Origin of the sequence: Permianibacter fluminis (genome assembly GCF_013179735.1) — a bacterium.
GTDB lineage: Bacteria > Pseudomonadota > Gammaproteobacteria > Enterobacterales > Permianibacteraceae > Permianibacter > Permianibacter fluminis.
On record NZ_JABMEG010000001.1, the window covers coordinates 1,277,874 to 1,300,360 of the forward strand.

Sequence of the window (22,487 nt, forward strand, 5' to 3'; positions counted from 1 at the left end):
GACTGCTTTGGAACATGGTCGCACGCCAACGTAAATCTTTCTGACGCTGGCCGACGTGGCGATTAGAAGCTTTCTTTAACCTTCACCAGCCACTGAATCTTGTCGAGGCTGGGGTCGTCGTCACGGTCGAGCGGGGTGGCGATATCCAGGTGCAGCACGGTTTGTTTGCCGGCGCGCTCATTGCCGGTCCGGGTCGGGGTCAGCCGCAGACCGAAGCCGACATCGGAAAGCCAGCCACCATTGAGGCCGTTGTCGCGGTCGGTATACCAGGCCCGACCGGCATCGGCGAACACGGCGGCGCCGACGTCAAACAGCGACAGCACTTCGGTGAAGAGATAAAACCGTTCTTCCAGCGTCAGCAGTGCGGTCCGGTCGCCGACCTGATAATGCGACGGATACCCGCGCAGTCCGTTGTCGCCGCCCAGCATCAACGGCTGATCGACAAACAGGTTGCGGCCGTGCTCAAGGCGCAGGCCGGCAAAGAACTGGTGGCTGGCAAAATCGCCGAGGTGATAGCGGGCCTGCAACTGACTGACTTGCTGCAGTGGCTGGTCCTGATAAATGCCGTTGACGTCGCCACTGAGGTAGAGCACCTGATCGTCGCGGATCAGCCAGTAGCGTTCAGCGGCGGCGCTGTAAATCCAGCCCTGATCGACCGAGCCGAGGGCCGAGCTGGTGCGGCCCAGCCGCAGCGTCGTTGACCAGCCGAGATTGATGTCTTCGGTCCGGCGCATCTGGTTGATGTTGACGGCTTTGACGTAGTCATCGTTGACCCGCTCCCATTCCAGCCAGCCGTAGCGATACAGGCGGTTCTCCGGCAACGGCGCTCCGGGCACGGTGTCGTCGTTGGCGGCAAAATCGTCGCGCTCATCATTGATGCCGAAGCGCCAGCGTTCGGTCAAGTGATCAATGCGACCGCGCGACCAGCCGGCAAACAGGCTGTTGCTTTCTTCGTCGTGTTCGAAACTCTGAATTTTGTCGTCGCGGAAATACAGGCTGTCGTTGCGCAGATCGCGCAAGGTGGTCAGGCCGCCGGCCCACGGCGTCTCCAGCGAAAAAAACGGTCGGTACAGGCCGAATTCATGCTTCTTGCCGTCGCTGTTGTCGGTGTATTCGAGATTCAGCACGCTGTGGGTATTGCCGAAATTGGGGTCGCGATAACCAAACGCGGTGCCGGTGCGTTCGGCATCGCGTTCGCGGATCACGTGCACCGCGGTGCCGGTGCCGAGGAAATTGCTGTCGCGGAAGCCGAACCGGCTGGTGTTGTTGCCACCGCTGCGGGAAAAGCCGACGTCGGGCACCAGCGTCCAGACGTCCTTGACCCGTACTTCCAGATCCACCTTGTCGATGCATTCGCCGACCGGATGGATGCTGGCATCGCGCAGGTAGCGCCGCGTCCGCAGCACCCGTTCTGACTCAGCCATCTGATCGGCACTGAACAGGGTGCCGCTGCCGAACAGTAAATCGTCGCGGATCACTTTATCGTGGGTCGGAATGTGCAGATCATTGACCAGCGCGAACAGCCAGTTGTTTTCGTCAGGATTGTTCAGATCGAAGATGGGATCGACAACGATATTGATTTCGCCAATCGGCAGCTGGCGTTGTTCGTAATCGGCCAGTTGCTCCGGCGAGGCGCCGGCCGGTGGCAGCACGACGCACTGGTGTTGCAACAGCGGATCCAGCGGCGCGACAGCGGCATTGCTCTCTTCGGTGGAGCTGTCTTCGGCGGAACTGTCCTCAGCGGCCGGTGCGGCCGCGTCGATAACGGTGTCGGTTGCTGCGGCCGGAGCTGGTGGTTCGGCCAATGCGCGGCCAGCCGACAGTACCGGCAGCAATGCCAGCAGCAATCCGACAACCCGACCTGCGGTGCTGAACCTTGCGTCAAACTGCGACAATGGCGACCCCCGGCCGTTCGTCCCTGCAGTGGCACTGAACTGAGTATATCGGGCCGTTTACGCACTGTCGCGGCAACGGCGGCACAGTGCGATAATGCCCAGCCATTCTTGCTGAAAACTTAAGCAGGGCACGACCACGATGCGTTTCGCCTGGCCTGTCGAGGGGCCGCCCGTGCTGATGGGCATACTGAATGTCACGCCGGATTCGTTTTCCGATGGCGGTCGCTACCTGCAACTGGATGCGGCGCGGCAACATGCCGAAGCCCTGCTGGCGGCGGGCGCGACGATCATCGATATCGGCGGCGAATCGACCCGGCCCGGCGCCGCACCGGTCAGCGAACAGCAGGAGCTCGATCGGGTGTTGCCGGTCATCGAAGCGGTGTGCGCGCTCGGTGCCGTGGTTTCGGTCGACAGCAGCCGGGCCGGCGTGATGCGTGCGGCACTGCAGGTCGGCGCTGCCATTCTCAATGATGTTCGGGCGCTGACGGAACAGGGCGCATTGGCGCTGGCGATCGAATACGATGCGGCCGTCTGCCTGATGCACATGCAGGGCGATCCGCGCACGATGCAGCAGCAGCCGCACTATCGGGATGTGGTGACGGATGTGCGGCAGTGGCTGCTGGCGCGCGCGGCCGCTTGCGAGCAGGCCGGCTTGCACCGCTCCCGCATCTGTCTTGACCCCGGCTTTGGTTTTGGCAAAACCAGCAGCCATAATTTGCGCCTGCTGCAACAGCTGGCATCGCTGTGCGCACAGGGTTATCCGGTGCTGGCGGGTTTGTCGCGCAAATCGCTGATCGGCCAGTTGACCGGCGTTGCCGTCGACAAGCGTCAGCTCGGCAGCGTGGTGCTGGCCTTGCTGGCGGCCCAGCAGGGCGCTCGCATCCTGCGCGTGCACGACGTGGCGGAAACGCAGCAAGCGCTGCAATTGTGGCAGGCGATGGTGCAGGCCTGAACGGAACACGCTTTGTCAGCGACTAACGTTGCCGCGACGATATTTTTTGATGCCGTCTTTTCATCCGGCATCCCTGAATAGAAAAACACGTTTAACAGAACTAGAGATTTAGCAGGACTACGGGTTTTACAGAACAGCAGGCTTACAGAGCTGCAGGTCTACAGAACGACAGGTTTACAGAACAACGCGCGCTGCCAACACAGCGCAGATGCAAACAAGGAAACAGCATGAGCAAGCGCAAGTATTTTGGCACGGACGGTGTGCGCGGCAAGGTCGGTGAGCATCCGATCAATCCGGAATTTGTCATGAAGCTCGGCTGGGCAGCGGGCAAGGTGTTTGCCAATGGCGGCGCCAGCAAAGTGCTGATTGGCAAAGACACCCGGATTTCCGGTTACATGTTTGAAGCGGCACTGGAAGCCGGTCTGTCAGCGGCCGGTGTGGAAGCGCACATGCTCGGGCCCATGCCGACACCGGCCATTGCCTACCTGACCCGCACGCTGCGGGCGCAGGCCGGCATTGTCATCTCGGCGTCGCACAATCCCTATTACGACAATGGCATCAAATTTTTCTCGGCCGATGGTTTCAAGCTGCCGGATGAAACCGAAGCGCGCATCGAAGCCATGATCGAAGAGCCGATGACCACGGTGGGTTCCGCCGAACTCGGTCGCGCCCGCCGGGTCAGCGAAGCAACCGGTCGCTACATTGAATTTTGCAAAGCCACGGTTGCCAACAACCTGAGCTTGCGTGGTCTCAAAGTAGTGGTCGATTGCGCGCATGGTGCCACCTACAAGGTGGCGCCGGCGGTGTTGGAAGAACTTGGCGCCGAGGTGTTTGCCATCGGTGTTGAGCCAAACGGTGTCAACATCAACGATCAGGTCGGTGCAACCGCGCCGGCGCTGCTGGCGAAAACCGTGGTTGAACGCGGCGCCGATGTCGGTGTGGCACTCGACGGCGACGGCGATCGCCTGATCATGGTGGACCACAAAGGCGAAGTGGTCGATGGCGACGAGATCCTGTTCATTGTCGGTCGCGATGCCTTGCGCCGGGGCAAATTGCACGGCGGCGTGGTCGGTACCGTGATGAGCAATCTCGGTCTGGAAGTGGCGCTGCGAGAGCTGGGTGTCGGTTTTGCTCGCGCCAAGGTCGGTGACCGCTACGTGCTGGAGCTGATGCAGGAAAAAGACTGGCTGCTTGGCGGCGAATCGTCCGGTCATATCGTTTGTCTGGACAAGACTACCTCGGGTGATGGCATCGTTTCGGCGTTGCAAGTCTTGTCAGCAATGGTGCAGAACGGTGTCAGCCTGCACGACCTGAAGCACGGTATGCAGAAATTCCCGCAGACCTTGATCAACGTGCCGCTGAAAGCCGGCAGCAAACCGATGGATGCTGAGCAGGTCAAGCAGGCGGTCAGCGCGGTCGAAAAAGAACTCGGTGACAGCGGCCGGGTGCTGCTGCGGCCATCGGGTACCGAGCCACTGATACGGGTCATGGTCGAGGGCCGCGACAGCGCTCAAGTCAAGCGCTGTGCCGAGCGGATTGCCGAGGCCGTCAAACAGGCGTAAGACGTAAGTCGGAATGAGAAAGGCTGAATGTGGAAAGAAAAAAAGCGCGTCAACGACGCGCTTTTTTTTGCTTCAAACTTTCAGCGTGGCGCCTGCATGTTGCAGCCATTGGCGAAAATCGTCAGCCGGCACCGGCCGGCTGAAGTGATAGCCCTGACCGCGATCGCAGCCCCAATCGCGTAGCAATATGGCTTGCTCCTGATGTTCGATGCCTTCCGCGACCACCTGCAAGCCCAGGTTGTGGCCGAGTTCGATGGTTGATCGGACAATGGCGGCATCGTCGCCTTCGGCGCGCAGTTGCCGGATGAAGGCCTGATCGATTTTCAGTTCCTGCACCGGCAGCTTTTTCAAATACGCCAGCGAAGAATAGCCGGTACCAAAATCGTCGATGGCCAGTTTGACGCCGAGCGCGCGCAGTTGCCCCAGCAACGCCATCGCCCGTTCCGGCTCTTCGATAAAACCACTTTCGGTCACTTCCAGACCCAGTCGTTCCGGTGCCACGCCAGAGCGGTCCAGACTTTCGGCAACAAACTCCCGCAAGCTGTCGTCGAGCAGATCATGGGCGGAAATGTTGATGGCGATATTGACCGGCATGCCGGCCTGTTGCCATTCCCGGCATTGACCGAGCGCGCGGGCGACAATCCAGCGGGTCAGCCGTTTGATGTCGCCGGTCTGCTCGGCAAACGGAATGAAATCGATCGGCGGAATGAAGCCTCGCGTCGGATGTTGCCAGCGCACCAGCGCTTCGCAATAACCGTGACCGCTGCCTTGCAGATTGACTTTGGGTTGGTAGTACAAGCGCAATTCGTTTTCGGCCACCGCCCGGCGCAAATCGCCAAGCAACGACAGATGTTCCGCGCGAAACGGTTGCAGCGCCGGATCAAAACGAACGATGCCACGCCGCTGTTGCCGACTGTAATAGAGCGCGACATCAACCGCGCGCAGTACGGCGCTGGTGCGGTTGCCGTCTTCCGGGGTCACGGCATAGCCGAAACTGGCGCGCAGATCGACAGTCTGGCCGCCGGCAACAAACGGTTGTTGCATGGCGCCGGCCAGTTGCTCCGCCAGGGCGCGGCCGTCACGGTCGGTGGCTTCCGGCAACAGCACGGCATATTCGTCGGCACCCAGCCTGGCCAGCGTCGCCCGATCTGGCAACAGGGCGCGCAAGCGGGCGCCGGCGGCGCGCAGCAATTCATCGCCGAGTGCATGACCAAGGGTGTTGTTGATCATCTTGAAGCGATCAATATCGAGCAGCACCACCACCGCCGGGATGTTGGCCGTCAGCGCCTGCTGCAACTGTTCGGTGAAGTAGGTGCGATTGGGCAGGCCGGTCAGCGGATCGCGATAGGCCAAATCGAGAATTTGCTGCTCGCGATTGGCGATGGTCGAGCGCATGGTGTTGAACGCATGGGCCAGATCGCCGATTTCATCGCGGCTGCTGACATCGGCGTTGACGGCGTAATCGCCGGCTTCCATGCGCTGTGCTGCTGTTTGCAATTGCTGCAGCGGCTTGACGATGCCACGCGCGAGGAACACCGTGGCGATCAACGCCAGTAACAGTGCAATGCCGCCAAGGCCAAGCAGGTAGCGCTGCAATTCCCGGTGCGGTGCCAGTGCCTGATCCAGCGACCGCTGCAACACCGCGACTTCATTGTTGTCGCGATCCCCGATACTGGTAACCAGACTCTGAAACGGCACATCGCCCAGTTGCAGGGTTTGCACGGCAGCCATGTCCGCGCTGGCCATTTGCTGTTTCAGCGCATCGGCCTGCACGGCGGTCAGCGTGCTGGCCTGCAACTGCCACGACTCGGTACTGGCATTGGTCTCGGTATTGGTTTTCGCGTGGCGGTCACGACCAAAAATTGACACCTGCATGCCAGTCAGTTTCTGCAGATCATTGACCACTGCAGCGTCGATCAGAAAACCCATGGCGACCACGGCAACCGGCAGCGGCGCTTTCACCGGTACCACCACCAATTGATAGGCCTTGTTGTCGAGGCTGACGATGCTGCTGGCCGCGCCGCGTTCGCGCGCCAGTTGCAGCAAATCGGGGAACGGAAACACGCCGTTGGCACTGTCGTCGCGACTGTCGGCGATCAGTTGGCCATCAAGGCTGGCCAGCAGACTCAAATCGGCGCTGATGCGGCGGCCGTGATTGTTCAGGGCCGAGCTGATGGTGCCTTGATCGCGGCTGGCGACAGCGTCGACAAAACCAAAATCCGCGGCGAGCACTTTGGCGGCCTGAGTCAGCTGCTGTTGATTCTGCTCCAGTGCCCGTTGGAACACGCCCTGGCCGAGCAGCAGATCATCGTGCAATTGCTGGGTGACAATGGCGCGCTGCACCTGACTGACCAACAGCAACACCGCGGCCAGCACCAGCAGCAGCAAGCTGCCGTAAATCAGCGCCAGTCGGCGGCTGAGATAGCGGCGGGGCGGTCGCGGTTCGCTCATTAGTAGCTCGCTTCCGTGCTGGCTCGTGGTCGTAGCGCCGCCGTCACCGTCAGCGGCGCGGCGTGATCGGTAACGGTGATGGCAATGGCCGCCAGCGGCTGCTCCAGATCCGGATGCCAGAGCTGCAATTGCTGTGGTCCAGGTGGCAGTTGCAGCGTTGCCAAACCTTGCTCGTTGCTGCGGGCAAACCACGGCGTGTCGACCACCAGCACATAGGCCAGCATCCAGTCGTGGATGTTGCAGCCGAGCGCGACCACGCCGGCTTTGTCGAAAGTCACCGGTTCGCTTGGCACGCCACTGTACAACTTCAGTTCAAATTTTTTGGCGTCGGAGAACGAGTAGACGTGGTGGCGAATGTTGTCGCGATTCGGGAAGCGGATTTTGCTGCCGACCGGCACCACGCTGACATAGGGGACAAACTCTTTGTTGATTTGATCGATTTCAGCGGTTACCCCGACCGGTTTGGCGGCCGCGGATTCGACATACAGCACCGCATCCGCAACCGGCTTGCCGTCACGACCAACGACACGCACGCTGAACTCGGCCGCCGTACTGACGCCTGCCAGCAGCAGCAATCCAAAACCGAGTAGCGGTCGTATCAGCATTGTTTGCTCCGTATCCCGTTTTCCGTTTCAGGATGGGGTTTTGAATCAGGGCCGTGTTGTTTGTCACGGCTCGGTGGGCTGATGCACCACCTGCGGTTTCATGGGGGCCAGCAGCGCCAGCAGCTCGTTTTTTTCCCGGCTGCCGATGCCCTCGCTGTCGAGTACCTGACGCAGTTGCTCGACCAGACCGTAGAACTCGCGCTCGCTGATGTTCAGGCCCTGATGCACCAGCTTCATGTCATCGCCGGTGTAAGTGCAGGGGCCGCCGGCCAGCACGCAGAATTGTTCAGCCAGCTTTTCTTTGACCCGGTCCAGATTGACCTTGTTGAAGCTGCGCTTGGTGACCGGCTCGGTGCTGGAGCGGTCGACCAGCCGGCTGGTGATTTTCTGCAGCACCGGCAGACCGCCGATGCGCGTGTACAGCGAGTCATCGGCGCGCGTGTCGCTGGCAACGGCGGTGCAAAAGAGCAAGGCAAACAGGCTTAGGCGGTTCATTTTTTGACAGACCCTCCGGGTCGATTAGCATTGAGCATAGCCAGTGACCGCGTATCGGTCATCCGGCGCACAGGAGCAAAACATGGCGATACGCAGTGGGCTGATACGGATATTGGCGGCTTTTGCGCTAGTCGGCGCCATCGGCGCGGCCAAGGCCGACCCTGGTGGACGGCTGCCGGCCACTGGCGGCGTGGTCAATGTCGAGGGTAGTGGCGGCGGCGGCCTGAGCACGTGGGCGCTGATAAGTGGCTACGGCACCGATACCGAATGGGGTGGCGCGGTCAGTTATACCCGGTTGCCGCTGACCGATTACCAGTTCGAAAGCGCGGCGGTGACGCTGGGGCTGTTTGATCGGGTGGAGTTCAGCCTGGCGCGGCAGCGCTTCGATCTGCAGGACGTGGTGGTCGGCGAAGTGATCGAGCAGGACATCGTGGGTCTGAAGTGGCGGCTGGCCGGTGATGCGGTATTCACGCCCGATAGCGCGCTGCCGCAGCTGGCGCTGGGCCTGCAATACAAGCGTAACCGCGATTTCGAGCGCATTCCTGCCGCGCTCGGTGGCACCGAAGACAGCGACACCGAGCCGTATCTGGCGGCGACCAAGCTCTATTTTGGCGCCGTGTTCGGGCACAACCTGCTGGTCAACGCCGGGCTGCGCTACAGCCGCGCCAACCAGTTCGGCCTGCTTGGTTTTGGTGGCCCGAAAGACGATAGCCGCAGTCTGCTCGGCGAGCTGGCGCTCGGGGTGTTTCTGACCGATCAGCTGGTGCTGGGCGCTGAATACCGGCAGCGGCCCGACAATCTGGTCTATGCCGAGCAGGCTGCCCGCGATGCCTTTCTGGCCTGGGTACCGAACCGGTATCTGGCCGTCACGCTGGCCCGGGTCGAGCTGGGTCACATTGCCGTGACCGAGGCCGATCAATCCGGCACCTATCTGCAGGTTCAGCTCAATTATTGACCGCCAGGGCTCCGGCGTAGACTCGTCAGATGGACCGAATGTCGCCACGACAACCGGCGGTTTGCCTGCCGCCGCCGGAGCTGCCGTCGTTTGCTTGTAACTTGCCGATGTCGCCGCTACCATATGCGCCCGCTCCGCCAGGCCCATTTTCATGAGTCCGTCGCGTCCGCGCATTGTTGCCGGTAATTGGAAAATGCACGGTTCCCGCGCCCTGCTCCGGGCCTTGGTGCCAGCCGTCCAGCAAGGCTTGCCAGCCGCCGGTCGCTGCCAGGTCGTGTTCTGTCCGCCGGCGGTCTACCTCGGTGAGTTGGCCGGTCTGCTGCAGCACCCACGCTGCGCGGTCGGCGGCCAGGATGTCAGCGCCCACGTCAGTGGTGCCTACACCGGCGAGCTGGCAGCGGCGATGCTGTTGGAATCGGGCTGTCGCTACGCGATCGTCGGTCACTCGGAGCGGCGCCGTTACCACGGCGAAAGCAGCGAGCTGGTCGCCGCGAAAGCCACTGCGGCCTTGTCCGCCGGGTTGTTGCCGATCATCTGCATCGGGGAAACCTTGGCGGATCGGGAAAGCGGCCGGACTTGGGCGGTGTTGTCGGCGCAGCTGACGGCCGTGGCCGAGCTGCTGCAACAGCCGCGGGCCAGCGAGATTGTGCTGGCGTATGAGCCGGTCTGGGCTATTGGCACCGGTCGCACCGCGACCCCTGAGCAGGCTCAGGACGTCCATGCCCAGGTGCGCAACTGGTTACAGGAACAGGCGAGTGCCATCGGCAAACCGATGCTCGCCGGACAACTGCCGATTCTGTATGGCGGCAGTGTCAAAGCGGATAACGCGGCTGCGCTGATGGCGCAGCCGGATGTGGATGGCGCTCTCGTCGGGGGCGCGTCCTTGCAGGCAGATGAGTTCATCGCCATTTGCCGCAGTGCTGATTGAGCATTGCAACAATCGAGTCGGAAGACTGAAATGTACGAGATTTTGTTGGGCCTGTTCCTGATCATCGCGCTGGCGCTGATCGGCATCATTTTGTTGCAACAGGGCAAGGGTGCCGATCTCGGTGCCTCGTTTGGCGCCGGTGCCTCGAACACCGTGTTTGGCGCTGCCGGTTCGGGCAACTTCATGACCAAGGCGACCTGGTGGTTGTCGTTGGCATCGCTGGTGATTCTGCTGGTGCTCGGTTATCTGGCCAGCCACCGCGATCCGGTTGCCGCCGCCGGTGACGATGTCTTCGCCGCCGCGCCGGCCAGCGAAGCGCCGGCAACGACGCTGCCGATTGCCGATGTCCCGGCCTTGGCCGCACCGGCCCCGGCCAGCAACAGCGATGTTCCAGCCGCTCCGGCTGATGCCCAGCCCGCTTCGGATACCCCGAAGCCCTGAGCGCAACCCGGTCTTCGCACCGGGACGAATAAAGCGGAAGTGGTGAAATTGGTAGACACACCATCTTGAGGGGGTGGCGCCGCAAGGCATGAGGGTTCAAGTCCCTCCTTCCGCACCAAATCACCGACCGGGATCTACGGTCGGGCCCAAACAAAGAAATGGCATCTGTCCGCAATGACGATGCCATTTTTTTCGCCTGCCAGGGATGGCGGGCGTGTCGCGCGCGTAGGGAACGCGCGCGACGACCTACATCGATGTAGGGAATGCTGCAGCGCGCAGGGCTGGTGGGTATGGCGTCTGCGCCGGCAGCACATCGGGACGATGACTGCTAGCAGAAGCGCTGGATTTCGCCAGTAGCGTCAGCAGCGCCGGTCCGCGGCTGTGAAAAAATGCCGCCTGGATCCTGTACTTACGTTGCAATGCATCAGACGAAAGCTGGTGGAAGCTGCTAAAATCTCGTGGTTTTTATCCCACCACGAATGTGTGTACCGCTGACGGGGTTCCAGCAGGGCGGTACGCAGGGTGCCCCTTTTTCAGGTCCCGCGTTACAAGGGTCCGATTTTTCAGGGTGAAACACATGCTGCAGAATTACACTCCCATCCTCGTTTTCATGGGGGTCGGGCTTGGTCTTGGCACCGCGCTGGTGGTCATCGGCTGGTTGCTCGGTTATCTGTTTGGTCGGCACAAGCCGGACGCAGCAAAAAATGCTCCGTTCGAGTGCGGCTACGACGCCTTTGAAGACGCCCGCATGAAGTTCGATGTGCGGTTCTATCTGGTTGCCATCCTGTTCATCATTTTCGATCTGGAAATCGCTTTCCTGTTCCCGTGGGCAGTGGTGATCAACCAGATCGGCTGGTTCGGTTTCTGGGCCATGGCCGCGTTTCTCGGGCTGCTGGTGGTGGGTTTCATTTACGAGTGGAAGAAAGGCGCGCTTGAGTGGGAGTAAGTCCGGCAACGGCTTCGACACTCGCGCGCTTTTTTTGCATTGGTAACGCTTCAAGAGGATGCCGGAATGGCTGTTGAAGGTGTGATGGAATCTGGTGCGTCGAGCACTGGTGCCATAAATACAGGCGTCGTGGAAAAGGGCTTTGTCACCACCTCGGTCGACACCCTGGTCAACTGGGCCAGCACCGGTTCGCTGTGGCCGATGACGTTCGGTCTGGCCTGCTGCGCCGTCGAGATGATGCACGCCGGAGCGTCGCGTTATGACCTCGACCGGTTCGGCATCGTGTTCCGGCCGAGTCCGCGCCAATCCGACGTGATGATCGTCGCCGGCACCCTGACCAATAAAATGGCGCCGGCCTTGCGCCGCGTCTATGACCAGATGCCGGAACCGCGCTGGGTCATTTCGATGGGCTCCTGCGCCAACGGTGGCGGTTATTACCACTATTCCTACGCCGTGGTTCGCGGTTGTGATCGGGTGGTGCCGGTCGACATTTACGTACCGGGCTGCCCGCCGACCGCGGAAGCGCTGCTGTACGGTCTGATTCAGCTGCAAAACAAGATTCGCCGCACCAATACCATCGCGCGGCAAGCCTGAGGAAACGCCCATGCAATTGGCCGAACAACTGACGGCACATTTCGGCGCGCGCCTGCAGGCCTGCGTTGTCGATCGTGATGAAGTGTCCATTGAAGTTTCGCGGGACGACTATCTGGCGGTCTGCCAGGCACTGCGTGATCAGGAACATTTTCAGTTCAAGCAACTGATCGACCTGTGCGGTGTGGACTACTCGCAATACGGCGCCACCGAATGGGAAACCGAAGACGCTTCCAGCGCCGGTTTTTCCCGTGGTGTCGATGGCGAACAACCGCGGGAAGCGAGCTGGGACAAGCCGCGCTTCGCGGTCGTGGTTCATCTGCTGTCGGTGACCCATAACCAGCGCGTGCGGGTGCGGGTGTTTGCCGACGAGCAATTCCCGATTGTCGCCAGCGTGTCCGAGCTGTGGCCGGTGGCCAACTGGTTTGAGCGCGAAGCATTCGACATGTTTGGCATCCTGTTCGACGGTCACAACGATCTGCGTCGGCTGCTGACCGATTACGGCTTTGTCGGCCACCCGTTCCGGAAAGATTTCCCGCTGATCGGCAACGTCGAAATCCGTTACGACGCCGCGCAAGCGCGTTGCGTGTACGAGCCGGTGTCGATCGAGCCGCGCGTGCTGGTGCCGCGCGTCATTCGCCACGATCAGCGTTACAGCGCGAAGAAGGCCTAAGAACATGGCAGAAATTCGTAACTACACCATCAACTTCGGTCCGCAACACCCGGCCGCGCACGGCGTGCTGCGCTTGATTCTGGAGCTGGACGGCGAAACCATCGTCCGCGCCGATCCGCATATCGGTCTGCTCCATCGTGGTACCGAGAAGCTGGCCGAGAGCAAGCCGTTCAACCAGAGCATCGGTTACATGGACCGGCTCGACTACGTCTCAATGATGTGCAACGAGCACGCCTATGTCATGGCCATCGAGAAATTGCTCGGCATTGAAGCGCCGGTGCGGGCCCAGTACATCCGGGTGATGTTCGACGAAATCACCCGCGTGCTGAACCACCTGCTCTGGCTCGGTGCGCACGGTCTCGATATCGGCGCCATGACCATGTTCCTGTATTGCTTCCGCGAGCGCGAAGCGCTGATGGATTGCTATGAGGCTGTTTCCGGTGCCCGTCTGCACGCGACGTACTATCGTCCGGGCGGCGTCTACCGTGATCTGCCGGATCGCATGCCGCAATACCAGGCATCGAAATTCCGCAGCGACAAAGACACCAAGAAACTGAACGAAATGCGCCAGGGCTCGATGCTCGATTACCTGTGGGCATTCACCGAAGAGTTTCCGAAGCGGGTTGATGAATACGAAGCGCTGCTGACCGACAACCGGATCTGGAAACAGCGCACCGTTGGTATCGGTGTGGTGTCACCGGAGCGTGCCTTGGCACTCGGCCTCACCGGCGCGATGTTGCGCGGTTCGGGTGTGGTCTGGGATCTGCGCAAGCACCAACCGTATGAAGTGTACGACAAGCTCGATTTCGACATTCCGGTTGGCAAGAACGGCGACTGCTATGACCGTTATCTGGTTCGCGTCGAAGAGATGCGGCAGTCGAACCGGATCATCCGTCAGTGCATCGAGTGGCTGCGCAAGAATCCGGGCCCGGTCATGATCGACAACTACAAGGTTGCGCCGCCGCGTCGCGAAACCATGAAGCACGACATGGAAGCGCTGATTCACCACTTCAAGTTCTTCACCGAAGGCTTCTGCGCACCGGAAGGCGAGGTCTACAGCGCCATCGAGCACCCGAAAGGCGAGTTCGGTATTTATCTGATTTCAGACGGCGCCAACAAACCTTACCGGGTGAAAATCCGTGCACCAGGTTTCGCCCATCTGTCCGCCATTGATGAAATGGGTCGTGGCCACATGCTGGCCGACATCGTTGCGATTATCGGCACGATGGACATCGTGTTCGGGGAGATTGACCGCTGATGACCACGCAAACAAATCCGAACAAGCTGAAAGAGCTGTTGCCGGCGTCGGCGATTGCCGAAATCGAAGTTTGGCTGGCCAAGTATCCGCCGGATCGCCGTCGCTCGGCCGTGATGGGCGCACTGACCATCGCCCAGGATCATTTGAATCACCTGAGCACCGAAACGATGGATGCGGTCGCCGATTATCTCGGCATTCCGCGCATTGCGGCGTACGAAGTTGCCACCTTCTATTCGATGTACCAGTTGCAGCCGGTTGGCAAGCATGTCATCAACGTCTGCACCAACGTTAGCTGCATGCTGCGTGGTTCGGATCAGATCGTTGGCCACCTGCAGAAAAAACTTGGTATCGGTTTCAAGCAAACCACCCAGGATGGCAAGTTCACGCTGCGCGAGGTGGAGTGTCTGGCTGCCTGTGGTGGCGCGCCGTGCTGCCTGATCGACAAGACCTATCACGAAAATCTGACCCCGGAAAAAGTGGATCAGATTCTGGCCAAGCTGGATTAAGAGAGCTCGCAAGATGATCGATGTCGCTTACCAGTTGAACAAAGGCCCGGTTTGCTACCGGACCATCGGGTTGCCGGAGCCGTGGTCGCTGAAGACCTATGAATCGGTCGGTGGTTACGCCCAGTGGCGGAAAATCCTGGCGGAAAAAATTCCGCCGGAACAAATCATTGAATCGCTGAAACTCGGCAACCTGCGTGGTCGCGGTGGCGCCGGCTTTCCGACCGGTTTGAAATGGTCGTTCATGCCGCGCAACGCTGCCGGCCAGAAGTACATGGTCTGCAACGCCGACGAAGGCGAGCCGGGTACCTACAAAGATCGCGACATCCTGCGCTTCAATCCGCACCAGCTGATTGAAGGCATGGCCATCGGCGCCTACGTGATCGGTGCGACCGTCGGTTACAACTATATTCGCGGCGAGTTTTACGAGCCGATCATGCGGTTTGAAAACGCGCTGAAAGAAGCCTATGCCGCCGGTTTGATCGGCAAGAACATGCTCGGCTCTGGCATCGATTTCGATCTGTTCACCCACTACGGTGCCGGTGCCTACATCTGCGGCGAAGAAACTGCGCTGATCGAATCGATTGAAGGCAAGAAAGGCCAGCCGCGGTTCAAGCCGCCGTTCCCGGCCAACTACGGTGTTTTTGGTCGGCCGACCAACGTCAACAACGTCGAGTCGTTTGCTTCGGTCCCGGTCATTCTTGAAAAAGGCGGCCAGTGGTTCCTGGAGCAGGGCAAGCCGAACAACGGCGGCACCAAGATTTTCTCGGTCTCCGGTCACGTCAATAAGCCGGGTAATTTCGAAGTGCCAATGGGCCTGCCGTTCAAAGATCTGCTGGAAATGGCCGGCGGCATGTTGAACGGCAAAAAGCTGAAAGCGGTTATCCCGGGTGGGTCATCAACGCCGATTTTGCCGGCGCACATCATGATGGACCTGACCATGGATTACGACAGCATCAGCAAAGCCGGCTCGATGCTCGGCGCCGGTTCGGTGATCGTGATGGATGAGGACACCGACCTGGTCAAAGTGCTGGCCCGCATTTCGCACTTCTATTACGAAGAGTCCTGCGGCCAGTGCACGCCATGTCGCGAAGGTACCGGCTGGTTGGCGCGCATGCTGCACCGGATTGTCCACGGCGAAGGCACCCGTGACGATCTGGCCAAGCTTGATGCGGTCGCTGCCAACATTTCCGGCCGGACGATTTGCGCGCTCGGCGATGCCGCGGCGATGCCGGTGATGAGCTTCCTGAAGCATTTCCGCCACGAGTTCGAACACTACATCGAGCACAAGCGCAGCATCGTCGGTGGTGGCGGTCACTGAAGTGATCGGCAAGCGCCAAGGCAAGTTTTGAAGAATTGAGTTGTCACCCAGCACGACAACTCGGGCAGTCAACGAAGTGATGGCCGAGGTGTAGGCACGGTCACTTCCCCTGCAAGAGACGTAGACGATGGTCAACATCGAAATTGATGGCAAGAAACTGCAGGTCGAACCGGGTTCGATGATCATCGAAGCCGCGGACGCTGCAGGCATTTACATTCCGCGCTTCTGCTATCACAAGAAGCTGTCGGTCGCGGCCAACTGCCGGATGTGTCTGGTCGACGTGACCAAGGCGCCGAAAGCGGTGCCGGCCTGCGCCACACCGGTCAACGAAGGCATGATCGTGCAGACCAAGTCGCCGAAGGCGCTTGATGCGCAGAAAGCGGTGATGGAGTTCTTGCTGATCAACCATCCGCTCGATTGCCCGATCTGCGATCAGGGCGGCGAATGCGAACTGCAGGATCTGGCCGTCGGCTATGGCCGTGACATTTCCCGCTACACCGAAGGCAAGCGCGTCGTCGAAGACAAGGACATTGGTCCGCTCATCGCGACCGAAATGACCCGCTGCATCCATTGCACCCGTTGCGTCCGCTTTGGCACCGAAATCGCCGGCATTCGCGAGCTGGGCGCCACCGGTCGCGGCGAGCACATGAGCATCGGCACGTTCATCGAGAAAAGCGTTGATTCGGAAGTGTCGGGCAACGTCATTGATCTGTGCCCGGTTGGTGCGCTGACCGCCAAGCCGTCGCGGTTCACCGCCCGCGCCTGGGAGCTGCAATCGCGGCCGAGCGTCGCGCCGCATGACTGTCTCGGTTCCAACGTCGATGTCCACGTCCGGCGCAGCGATGTGATCCGGGTGGTGCCGCGGGAAAACGAAGCCATCAACGAAGTCTGGCTGTCGGATCGTGATCGCTATTCCTACGAAGCCCTGATCAAGTCGCCGCGTCTGACCAGCCCGCGCATTCGTCGCGACGGTCAGTGGCATGATGTCAGCTGGCAGGAAGCGCTGGAACTGACCTCTGCCAATCTGAAGCAACTGGCTGGCGCCGATCTGGGCGCGCTGGCATCGCCGTCTGCCACCACCGAAGAGCTGTATCTGCTGCAGAAACTGCTGCGTGGCCTGAACTCCAACAACATCGATGTCCGCTTGCGTCAGCGCGATTTCAGTACCGATGCCCATGCGCCATTGTTCCCGGCACTTGGCGTGCCGGTGGCCAATCTGGAAACGCTGGATGCGACCTTGCTGGTCGGTTCCAATCTGCGCCGCGAGCAACCGATTGCTGCGTTGCGGCTGCGCAAGAGCACCCGCAGCGGCGTCGTGATGTCGGTGGCGGATGCCGATTACGACTGGAATTTCAAACTGGCTGAAGACATCGTCGCGCCTGACTTGCTGGCTTCGCTGGCCGGCATTGCCAAGGCGCTGTCGGTTCGCAAAGTCGAGCTGTTGCCGGCGGGCGCGCAAGCGCTGCTGGCCAACGTTGTCGTCAGCGAAGCGCACAGCCGGGTGGCGGCGCAGCTGCTGCGTGATGGCAACAAGGCGGTGCTGCTCGGCGCAGCGGCGCTGGAGCATGAATATGCCGCCAGTGTGCAAGCGTTGGCAGAACTGATCGGGCTTTTGAGCGGCGCCAGTGTCGGCGTGTTCAGCCACGGTGCCAACAGCGCCGGTGCCTGGCTTGCTGGTGCCTTGCCGCATCGCCGCGAAGCCGGCCAAGCCGTCAGTGCCGGTCGCAATGCGGTCGAGATGCTGAAGAATGGTTTGAAAGCCTACGTCCTGCTCGATGTCGAGCCGGAGCACGACAGCATCGTCGGCAAAGCCGCCAATGAGTCGCTGAAGAATGCCCAGTTCGTCGTGGCACTGACCCCATTCGCCGACAGCGCTGCCAGCCAGTACGCGGATGTGTTGTTGCCGATGGGCGCGTTCACCGAAACCTCGGGCACCTTCGTCAACGCCAATGGGGTTTTCCAAACCTTTGCGGCAGCCGTTCCGGCCAAGGGCGAAGCGCGCCCGGCCTGGAAAATTCTGCGTGTGCTCGGCAATTTGCTGAACCTGAAAGGCTTTGATTACAACTCATCCGAAGAGGTGCTGGCGGAGTTGAAAGCGGTCATGGCTCGTACGGCAGCGCCAGCGGTGAGTTGGCATGCGCCGAGCAAACTGAGTGGCGGCAGTGCCGGTCAACCGCTCGGTCTGTATCAAGTCGATGGCACCGTGCGTCGCGCGGCCAGCTTGCAACAAACTGCCGCCGGTCGTGCACCGGCAGCGCAGCCCGCGCGCGTGGAGGCCTGATTCATGCTGATGGAATATGTGATCGAAGGCGCGTGGATACTCGCCAAAATTATTGCCATCGTGTTGCCACTGATTCTGGCGGTTGCCTACGCAACGTATGCCGAACGCAAAGTGATCGGCTTCATGCAGATCCGGATTGGTCCGAACCGGGTCGGACCTTGGGGTTTGTTCCAGCCGTTTGCCGACGTCATCAAGCTGCTGACCAAAGAAATCGTGCAGCCGACTGCGTCCAACAAGGGCTTGTTTCTGTTGGCCCCGGTAGTATGTTTTGCCCCGGCGATTGTTGCCTGGGCCGTGGTGCCGTTCGACGCCGGCATGATGCTCGCCAACGTCAATGCCGGTCTGTTGTTCCTGCTGGCGATGACCTCACTCGGCGTTTACGGCGTGCTGATCGCCGGTTGGGCGTCGAACTCGAAATACGCGTTTCTCGGCGGCCTGCGTTCGGCGTCGCAAATTGTTTCCTATGAAATTGCGATGGGTTTCACGCTGGTCTGTGTGCTGATGACGGCGCAGACGATGAACCTCGGCGACATCGTGCTGAAACAGTCGGGTCACATTGGCCACTGGTATATCTGGCCGCTGTTCCCAATGGCGGTGATCTACTGGATTTGCGGTGTTGCTGAAACCAACCGGGCACCGTTCGATTTGCCGGAAGGCGAGTCGGAAATCGTCGCCGGTTTCCACGTCGAATACGCCGGTTCGGCCTTCGCCGTGTTCTTCCTCGCCGAATACGCCAACATGATCCTGATCAGCGTGCTGACCGCGACGTTCTTCTTCGGCGGCTGGCTGAGTCCGTTCCAGGGCGTGCCGGTGCTGGATGCGCTGACCGCCTGGGTGCCGGGCACGATCTGGCTGCTGCTGAAAGCCTGGTGCTTCCTGTTCGGCATGTTCTGGCTGCGCGCCACCTATCCGCGTTTCCGTTACGACCAGGTCATGCGACTTGGCTGGAAAGTTTTCATTCCGTTCACCCTGATTTGGGTGGCGGTGGTTGCCGTGTTCGTCAAGACCGGCTTTGGCCCGTGGTACTGATCAATCAACCCTGAACAGTTAACCCCGAGCGGCTAAGCACTAGGATTCGACAGAGGCCATCATGTTGGAAAGTATTCGCCGGTTTTGGCATACCTATACCTTGACTGAACTGCGCCACGGTCTGCAGGTGACCTGGCGGCACATGTTCATGCAAAAAATCACCGTCCAGTTCCCGGAAGAGCGGACACCGCAGTCGAACCGCTTCCGCGGTCTGCATGCGCTGCGTCGCTACCCGAACGGCGAAGAGCGCTGCATCGCCTGCAAACTGTGCGAGGCGGTTTGCCCGGCGCTGGCGATCACCATTGAAGCCGGCCCGCGCCAGAACGATGGCACCCGTCGCACCACCCGTTACGAGATTGATCTGTTCAAGTGCATCTTCTGCGGCTTCTGCGAAGAGTCTTGCCCGGTCGATTCAATCGTCGAAACCCGGGTGTTCGATTACCACTTCGAGAAGCGCGGCGAGCAAATCATGACCAAGGCCAAGTTGCTGGCCATTGGTGACAAATACGAAGCCCAAATTGCGGAAGACCGCGCGCTTGACGCGGCCTACCGCTAATGTCTTTTTTAAATAGGGAACCGACATGGAACTGAAAGTTCTGGTGTTCTATGTGTTCGCGGCGTTGACCCTGGTCTCGGCGACCATGGTGATCACCGTGCGCAACGCGGTACGCGCCGTCTTGAGTCTGGTGCTGACCTTCTTCTGTGCCGCCGTGCTCTGGCTGCTGACGGAGGCCGAGTTCCTGTCGATTGCGCTGGTGCTGGTTTACGTCGGCGCGGTGATGGTGCTGTTCCTGTTCGTCGTGATGATGCTGGATGTCGATTACGCGGCGGTCAAACAAGGCTTCACCCGCTACCTGCCTCTGGGTGTCATTGCCGCGCTGCTGGTGTTCTTCGGCATCTGGGGCATGGTCCGCTCCGGCGGTTTTTCGCTGGGCGCAGCGGTGCCGGCTGGTGGTGGCGTCACCCCGAACATCGAGGTGCTCGGCAAGCTGCTCTACACCGACTATTTCTACGCATTCGAGCTGGCAGCGGTGATTCTGCTGGTGGCCTTGATTGCCGCTGTGGCGCTGACGTTCCGTGGTACCCGCATGCGCAAGATCCAGGATGTTGGCCGCCAGGTCAATGTCAGCAAGGAAGAGCGGTTGCGGATTGTCAAGGTCGAACCGGTAAAGCCGAGCTCACAAAAAACAGCTCCGGCCGCCACGGGAGAACAAGCATGATCACGCTGGAACATTATCTGGTGGTCAGCAGTGCGCTGTTCGCCATCTCGATTGCCGGCATCATCCTGAACCGCAAGAACGTCATCACGCTGCTGATGTGCGTCGAGTTGCTGCTGCTGGCGGTCAACACCAACTTCATCGCGTTCTCGCGTCACCTCGGCGATGCGACCGGACAGATTTTTGTGTTTTTCATTTTGACCGTGGCCGCTGCTGAAGCGGCCATTGGTCTGGCCATTCTGGTCGTGCTGTTCCGTAACCGCAGCACCATCGACGTCGAAGAACTCGACGAGCTCAAGGGGTAAGACGCCGACATGGAAAAGATTTATCTTGCCATCGTGCTGGCGCCTTTGATTGGCGCCATCATTGCCGGCCTGTTCGGCAAGCAGGTGGGCCGGGTCGGTTCACACACCGCCACTATTCTGGGTGTCGCCATTGCCGCGGCCTTGTCCTGCTATGTGTTCTGGCAGCACGGCATCAACGGCCTGCCGGCCTACAACGGCAGCGTTTATGAATGGGCCAGCATCGGCGGTCTGAAGATGGAAGTCGGTTTCCTGATCGACAACCTGACCGCAATGATGATGGTCGTGGTGACCTCGGTCAGTCTGATGGTGCACGTTTACACCATCGGCTACATGGCCGACGACAACGGTTACCAGCGCTTCTTCAGCTACATCTCGCTGTTCACCTTCTCGATGTTGATGCTGGTGATGAGCAACAACTTCCTGCAGCTGTTCTTCGGCTGGGAAGCGGTGGGTCTGGTGTCGTATCTGCTGATTGGTTTCTGGTTCAAGCGCCCGACCGCCATCTACGCCAACATGAAAGCGTTTCTGGTCAACCGGGTTGGCGATTTCGGTTTCCTGATCGGTATCGCCGCTGTGCTGTTCTGGTTTGGTTCGCTGGATTACGCCACGGTGTTCAAAGCGGCACCGGACTGGGCCAAGCAGGGGCTGGTGCTGAATGTCACTGACTCGATGCAATGGTCGGCGATCAGCGTCATCTGCATTGGCCTGTTCATCGGTGCAATGGGCAAGTCGGCCCAAGTGCCACTGCATGTCTGGCTGCCGGATTCGATGGAAGGCCCGACGCCGATTTCGGCGCTGATTCACGCCGCCACGATGGTGACCGCCGGCGTGTTCATGGTGGCGCGGATGTCGCCGCTGTTTGAGCTGTCGGAAACCGCGCTGACCGTGGTCATCGTCATCGGTGCCACCACCGCGCTGTTCATGGGCTTCCTCGGCATCGTCCAGAACGACATCAAGCGGGTCGTTGCGTACTCGACGCTGTCGCAGCTCGGTTACATGGTCGTCGCGCTCGGCGCCTCGGCTTACGCCGCCGGCGTGTTCCACCTGATGACCCACGCCTTCTTCAAGGCGCTGCTGTTCCTCGGTGCCGGTGCCGTGATCGTCGCAATGCATCACGAGCAGGATATCCGCAAGATGGGCGGCCTGTGGAAGCACATGAAGGTGGTCTGGATCACCGCGCTGCTCGGTTCACTGGCGCTGATCGGCACACCGTTCTTCTCCGGCTTCTATTCGAAAGACGCTATCATCGAAGCGGTTCATGCCTCGCGCATTGCCGGTTCGGGTTATGCCTACGTTTGCGTACTGGCCGGCGTGTTTATCACCGCACTGTACAGCTTCCGGATGTTCTTCCTGGTGTTCCACACCAACGAACGCTTCCATGACGCCGACGAGCACCATCACCACAAGGTGCCGCATGATTCTGGTCAACAAGAACAGGGCAAGAAACACGGTACGCATACTCACCATGGTCACCATGATGATCACGGTCACGGCGTGCCGCATCACCTGCCATGGGTGATTACGCTGCCGCTGATTCTGTTGGCGATTCCATCAGTGATCATTGCCTGGTTCTTTGCCGAGCCGATGCTAGCCGGTGATTTCTTCAAGGGCGTGATCTATATCGCGCCGGAACATCACGAATCGATGGCGGTGATCGCCGAGCACCTTGAACATGGCTGGGTCAGTTTCGCCTTGCATGCGCCGATGACGCTGGTGTTCTGGCTGGCTGCTGCTGGGGTCTTCAGTGCCTGGTTCATCTGGGTCAAGAATCCGCAGATTGCTGCCAAGACCCAAGCCAAACTGAAAGCCGTGCACACCCTGCTGATCAACAAATACTACTTCGATGATTTCAATCAGGCGGTATTTGCCAACGGCACGCTGCGCGTCGGTGGCCGGCTGTCCAAGCACGGTGATACCCAACTGATCGACGGGTTGATCGTCAATGGCAGCGCCCGTGGCGTCGGTCGATTGGCGGTGCAGCTGCGCAAGCTGCAGAGCGGCTACCTGTATCACTACGCCTTCGCAATGATTATCGGCCTGCTGCTTTTGATCGGCTGGCTGTACTTCCGCATGTAAGCA

Annotated in this window: 21 protein-coding genes and 1 tRNA gene; 18 read left to right on the forward strand and 4 right to left on the reverse strand. The window is 60.2% G+C overall.

The features are described from left to right. Positions 1 to 62 precede the first annotated feature (62 nt). The gene (locus HPT27_RS05630) at positions 63 to 1,847 is read right to left on the reverse strand and encodes a BamA/TamA family outer membrane protein (protein WP_172240151.1); all 1,785 of its coding nucleotides are present in this window, start codon (positions 1,845 to 1,847) and stop codon (positions 63 to 65) included. A gap of 187 nt (positions 1,848 to 2,034) precedes the next feature. Between HPT27_RS05630 and folP the strand changes: the two genes are divergently transcribed. Both folP and glmM read left to right on the forward strand, forming a co-directional pair. Next, complete coding sequence (gene folP / locus HPT27_RS05635; protein WP_172240154.1) at positions 2,035 to 2,847, forward strand: dihydropteroate synthase; 813 nt, start codon at positions 2,035 to 2,037, stop codon at positions 2,845 to 2,847. A 227-nt stretch (positions 2,848 to 3,074) separates the two neighbouring features. Beyond that, the gene (glmM, locus tag HPT27_RS05640; RefSeq protein WP_172240157.1) at positions 3,075 to 4,409 is read left to right on the forward strand and encodes a phosphoglucosamine mutase; all 1,335 of its coding nucleotides are present in this window, start codon (positions 3,075 to 3,077) and stop codon (positions 4,407 to 4,409) included. A gap of 72 nt (positions 4,410 to 4,481) precedes the next feature. On the opposite strand, the gene HPT27_RS05645 is transcribed toward glmM, so the two are convergent. From HPT27_RS05645 to HPT27_RS05655, 3 genes are all read right to left on the reverse strand, one after another. Next, positions 4,482 to 6,860, reverse strand: a complete 2,379-nt coding sequence (locus HPT27_RS05645; RefSeq protein ID WP_172240160.1) for a putative bifunctional diguanylate cyclase/phosphodiesterase — start codon at positions 6,858 to 6,860, stop codon at positions 4,482 to 4,484. Then, the gene (locus tag HPT27_RS05650) at positions 6,860 to 7,465 is read right to left on the reverse strand and encodes a methylamine utilization protein (protein WP_211197864.1); all 606 of its coding nucleotides are present in this window, start codon (positions 7,463 to 7,465) and stop codon (positions 6,860 to 6,862) included. Before HPT27_RS05650 ends, HPT27_RS05645 begins: the two co-directional genes overlap by 1 nt. A 63-nt stretch (positions 7,466 to 7,528) precedes the next feature. After that, positions 7,529 to 7,960, reverse strand: a complete 432-nt coding sequence (locus HPT27_RS05655; protein ID WP_172240163.1) for a group I truncated hemoglobin — start codon at positions 7,958 to 7,960, stop codon at positions 7,529 to 7,531. An 82-nt stretch (positions 7,961 to 8,042) separates the two neighbouring features. Here HPT27_RS05655 and HPT27_RS05660 point away from each other — a divergent pair, with 82 nt between their 5' ends. The 16 genes from HPT27_RS05660 (at position 8,043) to nuoL (ending at position 22,484) form a co-directional block, all read left to right on the forward strand. Further along, entirely contained in the window at positions 8,043 to 8,915 is an 873-nt protein-coding gene (locus HPT27_RS05660; protein WP_172240166.1) for a DUF3034 family protein, read from the forward strand. Positions 8,916 to 9,066: 151 nt separating this feature from the next. Next, positions 9,067 to 9,843, forward strand: coding sequence for a triose-phosphate isomerase (gene tpiA / locus HPT27_RS05665; RefSeq protein WP_172240169.1), 777 nt, complete (start codon positions 9,067 to 9,069; stop codon positions 9,841 to 9,843). A 30-nt stretch (positions 9,844 to 9,873) separates the two neighbouring features. Then, on the forward strand, positions 9,874 to 10,284 hold the full coding sequence (secG, locus tag HPT27_RS05670) for a preprotein translocase subunit SecG (RefSeq protein WP_172240172.1): 411 nt from the start codon (positions 9,874 to 9,876) through the stop codon (positions 10,282 to 10,284). A gap of 33 nt (positions 10,285 to 10,317) precedes the next feature. Next, positions 10,318 to 10,402: transfer RNA gene (locus tag HPT27_RS05675), tRNA-Leu, on the forward strand. Positions 10,403 to 10,861: 459 nt separating this feature from the next. After that, complete coding sequence (locus tag HPT27_RS05680; RefSeq protein ID WP_172240175.1) at positions 10,862 to 11,230, forward strand: NADH-quinone oxidoreductase subunit A; 369 nt, start codon at positions 10,862 to 10,864, stop codon at positions 11,228 to 11,230. Between the two features lie 66 nt (positions 11,231 to 11,296). After that, on the forward strand, positions 11,297 to 11,824 hold the full coding sequence (locus HPT27_RS05685; RefSeq protein ID WP_456238493.1) for a NuoB/complex I 20 kDa subunit family protein: 528 nt from the start codon (positions 11,297 to 11,299) through the stop codon (positions 11,822 to 11,824). A 10-nt stretch (positions 11,825 to 11,834) separates the two neighbouring features. Continuing rightward, on the forward strand, positions 11,835 to 12,494 hold the full coding sequence (locus HPT27_RS05690; RefSeq protein WP_172240178.1) for an NADH-quinone oxidoreductase subunit C: 660 nt from the start codon (positions 11,835 to 11,837) through the stop codon (positions 12,492 to 12,494). A 4-nt stretch (positions 12,495 to 12,498) separates the two neighbouring features. Beyond that, complete coding sequence (locus HPT27_RS05695; RefSeq protein ID WP_172240181.1) at positions 12,499 to 13,752, forward strand: NADH-quinone oxidoreductase subunit D; 1,254 nt, start codon at positions 12,499 to 12,501, stop codon at positions 13,750 to 13,752. After that, positions 13,752 to 14,258 carry an NADH-quinone oxidoreductase subunit NuoE gene (nuoE, locus tag HPT27_RS05700; protein WP_172240184.1) on the forward strand — a complete coding sequence of 169 codons (507 nt, stop codon included), beginning with the start codon at positions 13,752 to 13,754 and terminating at the stop codon, positions 14,256 to 14,258. Before HPT27_RS05695 ends, nuoE begins: the two co-directional genes overlap by 1 nt. Before the next feature lie 13 nt (positions 14,259 to 14,271). Further along, positions 14,272 to 15,576, forward strand: coding sequence for an NADH-quinone oxidoreductase subunit NuoF (gene nuoF, locus HPT27_RS05705; protein WP_172240187.1), 1,305 nt, complete (start codon positions 14,272 to 14,274; stop codon positions 15,574 to 15,576). 127 nt (positions 15,577 to 15,703) lie between these two features. Then, a complete protein-coding gene (gene nuoG / locus HPT27_RS05710; protein WP_172240190.1) occupies positions 15,704 to 17,857 on the forward strand; it encodes an NADH-quinone oxidoreductase subunit NuoG in 2,154 nt (717 codons plus the stop codon). Between the two features lie 3 nt (positions 17,858 to 17,860). Then, positions 17,861 to 18,886 carry an NADH-quinone oxidoreductase subunit NuoH gene (gene nuoH, locus HPT27_RS05715; RefSeq protein WP_172240193.1) on the forward strand — a complete coding sequence of 342 codons (1,026 nt, stop codon included), beginning with the start codon at positions 17,861 to 17,863 and terminating at the stop codon, positions 18,884 to 18,886. Between the two features lie 61 nt (positions 18,887 to 18,947). Further along, positions 18,948 to 19,442 (forward strand): NADH-quinone oxidoreductase subunit NuoI, encoded by a 495-nt coding sequence (gene nuoI, locus HPT27_RS05720; protein ID WP_211197865.1) that lies wholly within the window; start codon positions 18,948 to 18,950, stop codon positions 19,440 to 19,442. Positions 19,443 to 19,467: 25 nt separating this feature from the next. Then, positions 19,468 to 20,106 (forward strand): NADH-quinone oxidoreductase subunit J, encoded by a 639-nt coding sequence (locus tag HPT27_RS05725; RefSeq protein ID WP_172240196.1) that lies wholly within the window; start codon positions 19,468 to 19,470, stop codon positions 20,104 to 20,106. Then, on the forward strand, positions 20,103 to 20,408 hold the full coding sequence (gene nuoK / locus HPT27_RS05730; protein WP_172240199.1) for an NADH-quinone oxidoreductase subunit NuoK: 306 nt from the start codon (positions 20,103 to 20,105) through the stop codon (positions 20,406 to 20,408). The genes HPT27_RS05725 and nuoK overlap by 4 nt, the downstream gene beginning before the upstream one ends. A gap of 9 nt (positions 20,409 to 20,417) precedes the next feature. After that, positions 20,418 to 22,484, forward strand: coding sequence for an NADH-quinone oxidoreductase subunit L (nuoL, locus tag HPT27_RS05735; RefSeq protein WP_172240202.1), 2,067 nt, complete (start codon positions 20,418 to 20,420; stop codon positions 22,482 to 22,484). Positions 22,485 to 22,487 lie beyond the last annotated feature (3 nt).

Bases quoted from the DNA above. Each gene is read 5' to 3' on its own strand.
- HPT27_RS05680 (WP_172240175.1), top strand. From the start codon at position 10,862: ATGCTGCAGAATTACACTCCCATCCTCGTTTTCATGGGGGTCGGGCTT.
- nuoF (WP_172240187.1), top strand. From the start codon at position 14,272: ATGATCGATGTCGCTTACCAGTTGAACAAAGGCCCGGTTTGCTACCGG.
- HPT27_RS05650 (WP_211197864.1), bottom strand. From the start codon at position 7,465: ATGCTGATACGACCGCTACTCGGTTTTGGATTGCTGCTGCTGGCAGGC.
- nuoE (WP_172240184.1), top strand. From the start codon at position 13,752: ATGACCACGCAAACAAATCCGAACAAGCTGAAAGAGCTGTTGCCGGCG.
- nuoG (WP_172240190.1), top strand. From the start codon at position 15,704: ATGGTCAACATCGAAATTGATGGCAAGAAACTGCAGGTCGAACCGGGT.
- folP (WP_172240154.1), top strand. From the start codon at position 2,035: ATGCGTTTCGCCTGGCCTGTCGAGGGGCCGCCCGTGCTGATGGGCATA.
- glmM (WP_172240157.1), top strand. From the start codon at position 3,075: ATGAGCAAGCGCAAGTATTTTGGCACGGACGGTGTGCGCGGCAAGGTC.
- nuoL (WP_172240202.1), top strand. From the start codon at position 20,418: ATGGAAAAGATTTATCTTGCCATCGTGCTGGCGCCTTTGATTGGCGCC.
- HPT27_RS05725 (WP_172240196.1), top strand. From the start codon at position 19,468: ATGGAACTGAAAGTTCTGGTGTTCTATGTGTTCGCGGCGTTGACCCTG.
- tpiA (WP_172240169.1), top strand. From the start codon at position 9,067: ATGAGTCCGTCGCGTCCGCGCATTGTTGCCGGTAATTGGAAAATGCAC.
- HPT27_RS05645 (WP_172240160.1), bottom strand. From the start codon at position 6,860: ATGAGCGAACCGCGACCGCCCCGCCGCTATCTCAGCCGCCGACTGGCG.
- nuoH (WP_172240193.1), top strand. From the start codon at position 17,861: ATGCTGATGGAATATGTGATCGAAGGCGCGTGGATACTCGCCAAAATT.
- HPT27_RS05685 (WP_456238493.1), top strand. From the start codon at position 11,297: ATGGCTGTTGAAGGTGTGATGGAATCTGGTGCGTCGAGCACTGGTGCC.
- secG (WP_172240172.1), top strand. From the start codon at position 9,874: ATGTACGAGATTTTGTTGGGCCTGTTCCTGATCATCGCGCTGGCGCTG.
- HPT27_RS05660 (WP_172240166.1), top strand. From the start codon at position 8,043: ATGGCGATACGCAGTGGGCTGATACGGATATTGGCGGCTTTTGCGCTA.
- HPT27_RS05695 (WP_172240181.1), top strand. From the start codon at position 12,499: ATGGCAGAAATTCGTAACTACACCATCAACTTCGGTCCGCAACACCCG.
- HPT27_RS05655 (WP_172240163.1), bottom strand. From the start codon at position 7,960: ATGAACCGCCTAAGCCTGTTTGCCTTGCTCTTTTGCACCGCCGTTGCC.
- HPT27_RS05690 (WP_172240178.1), top strand. From the start codon at position 11,835: ATGCAATTGGCCGAACAACTGACGGCACATTTCGGCGCGCGCCTGCAG.
- nuoK (WP_172240199.1), top strand. From the start codon at position 20,103: ATGATCACGCTGGAACATTATCTGGTGGTCAGCAGTGCGCTGTTCGCC.
- nuoI (WP_211197865.1), top strand. From the start codon at position 18,948: ATGTTGGAAAGTATTCGCCGGTTTTGGCATACCTATACCTTGACTGAA.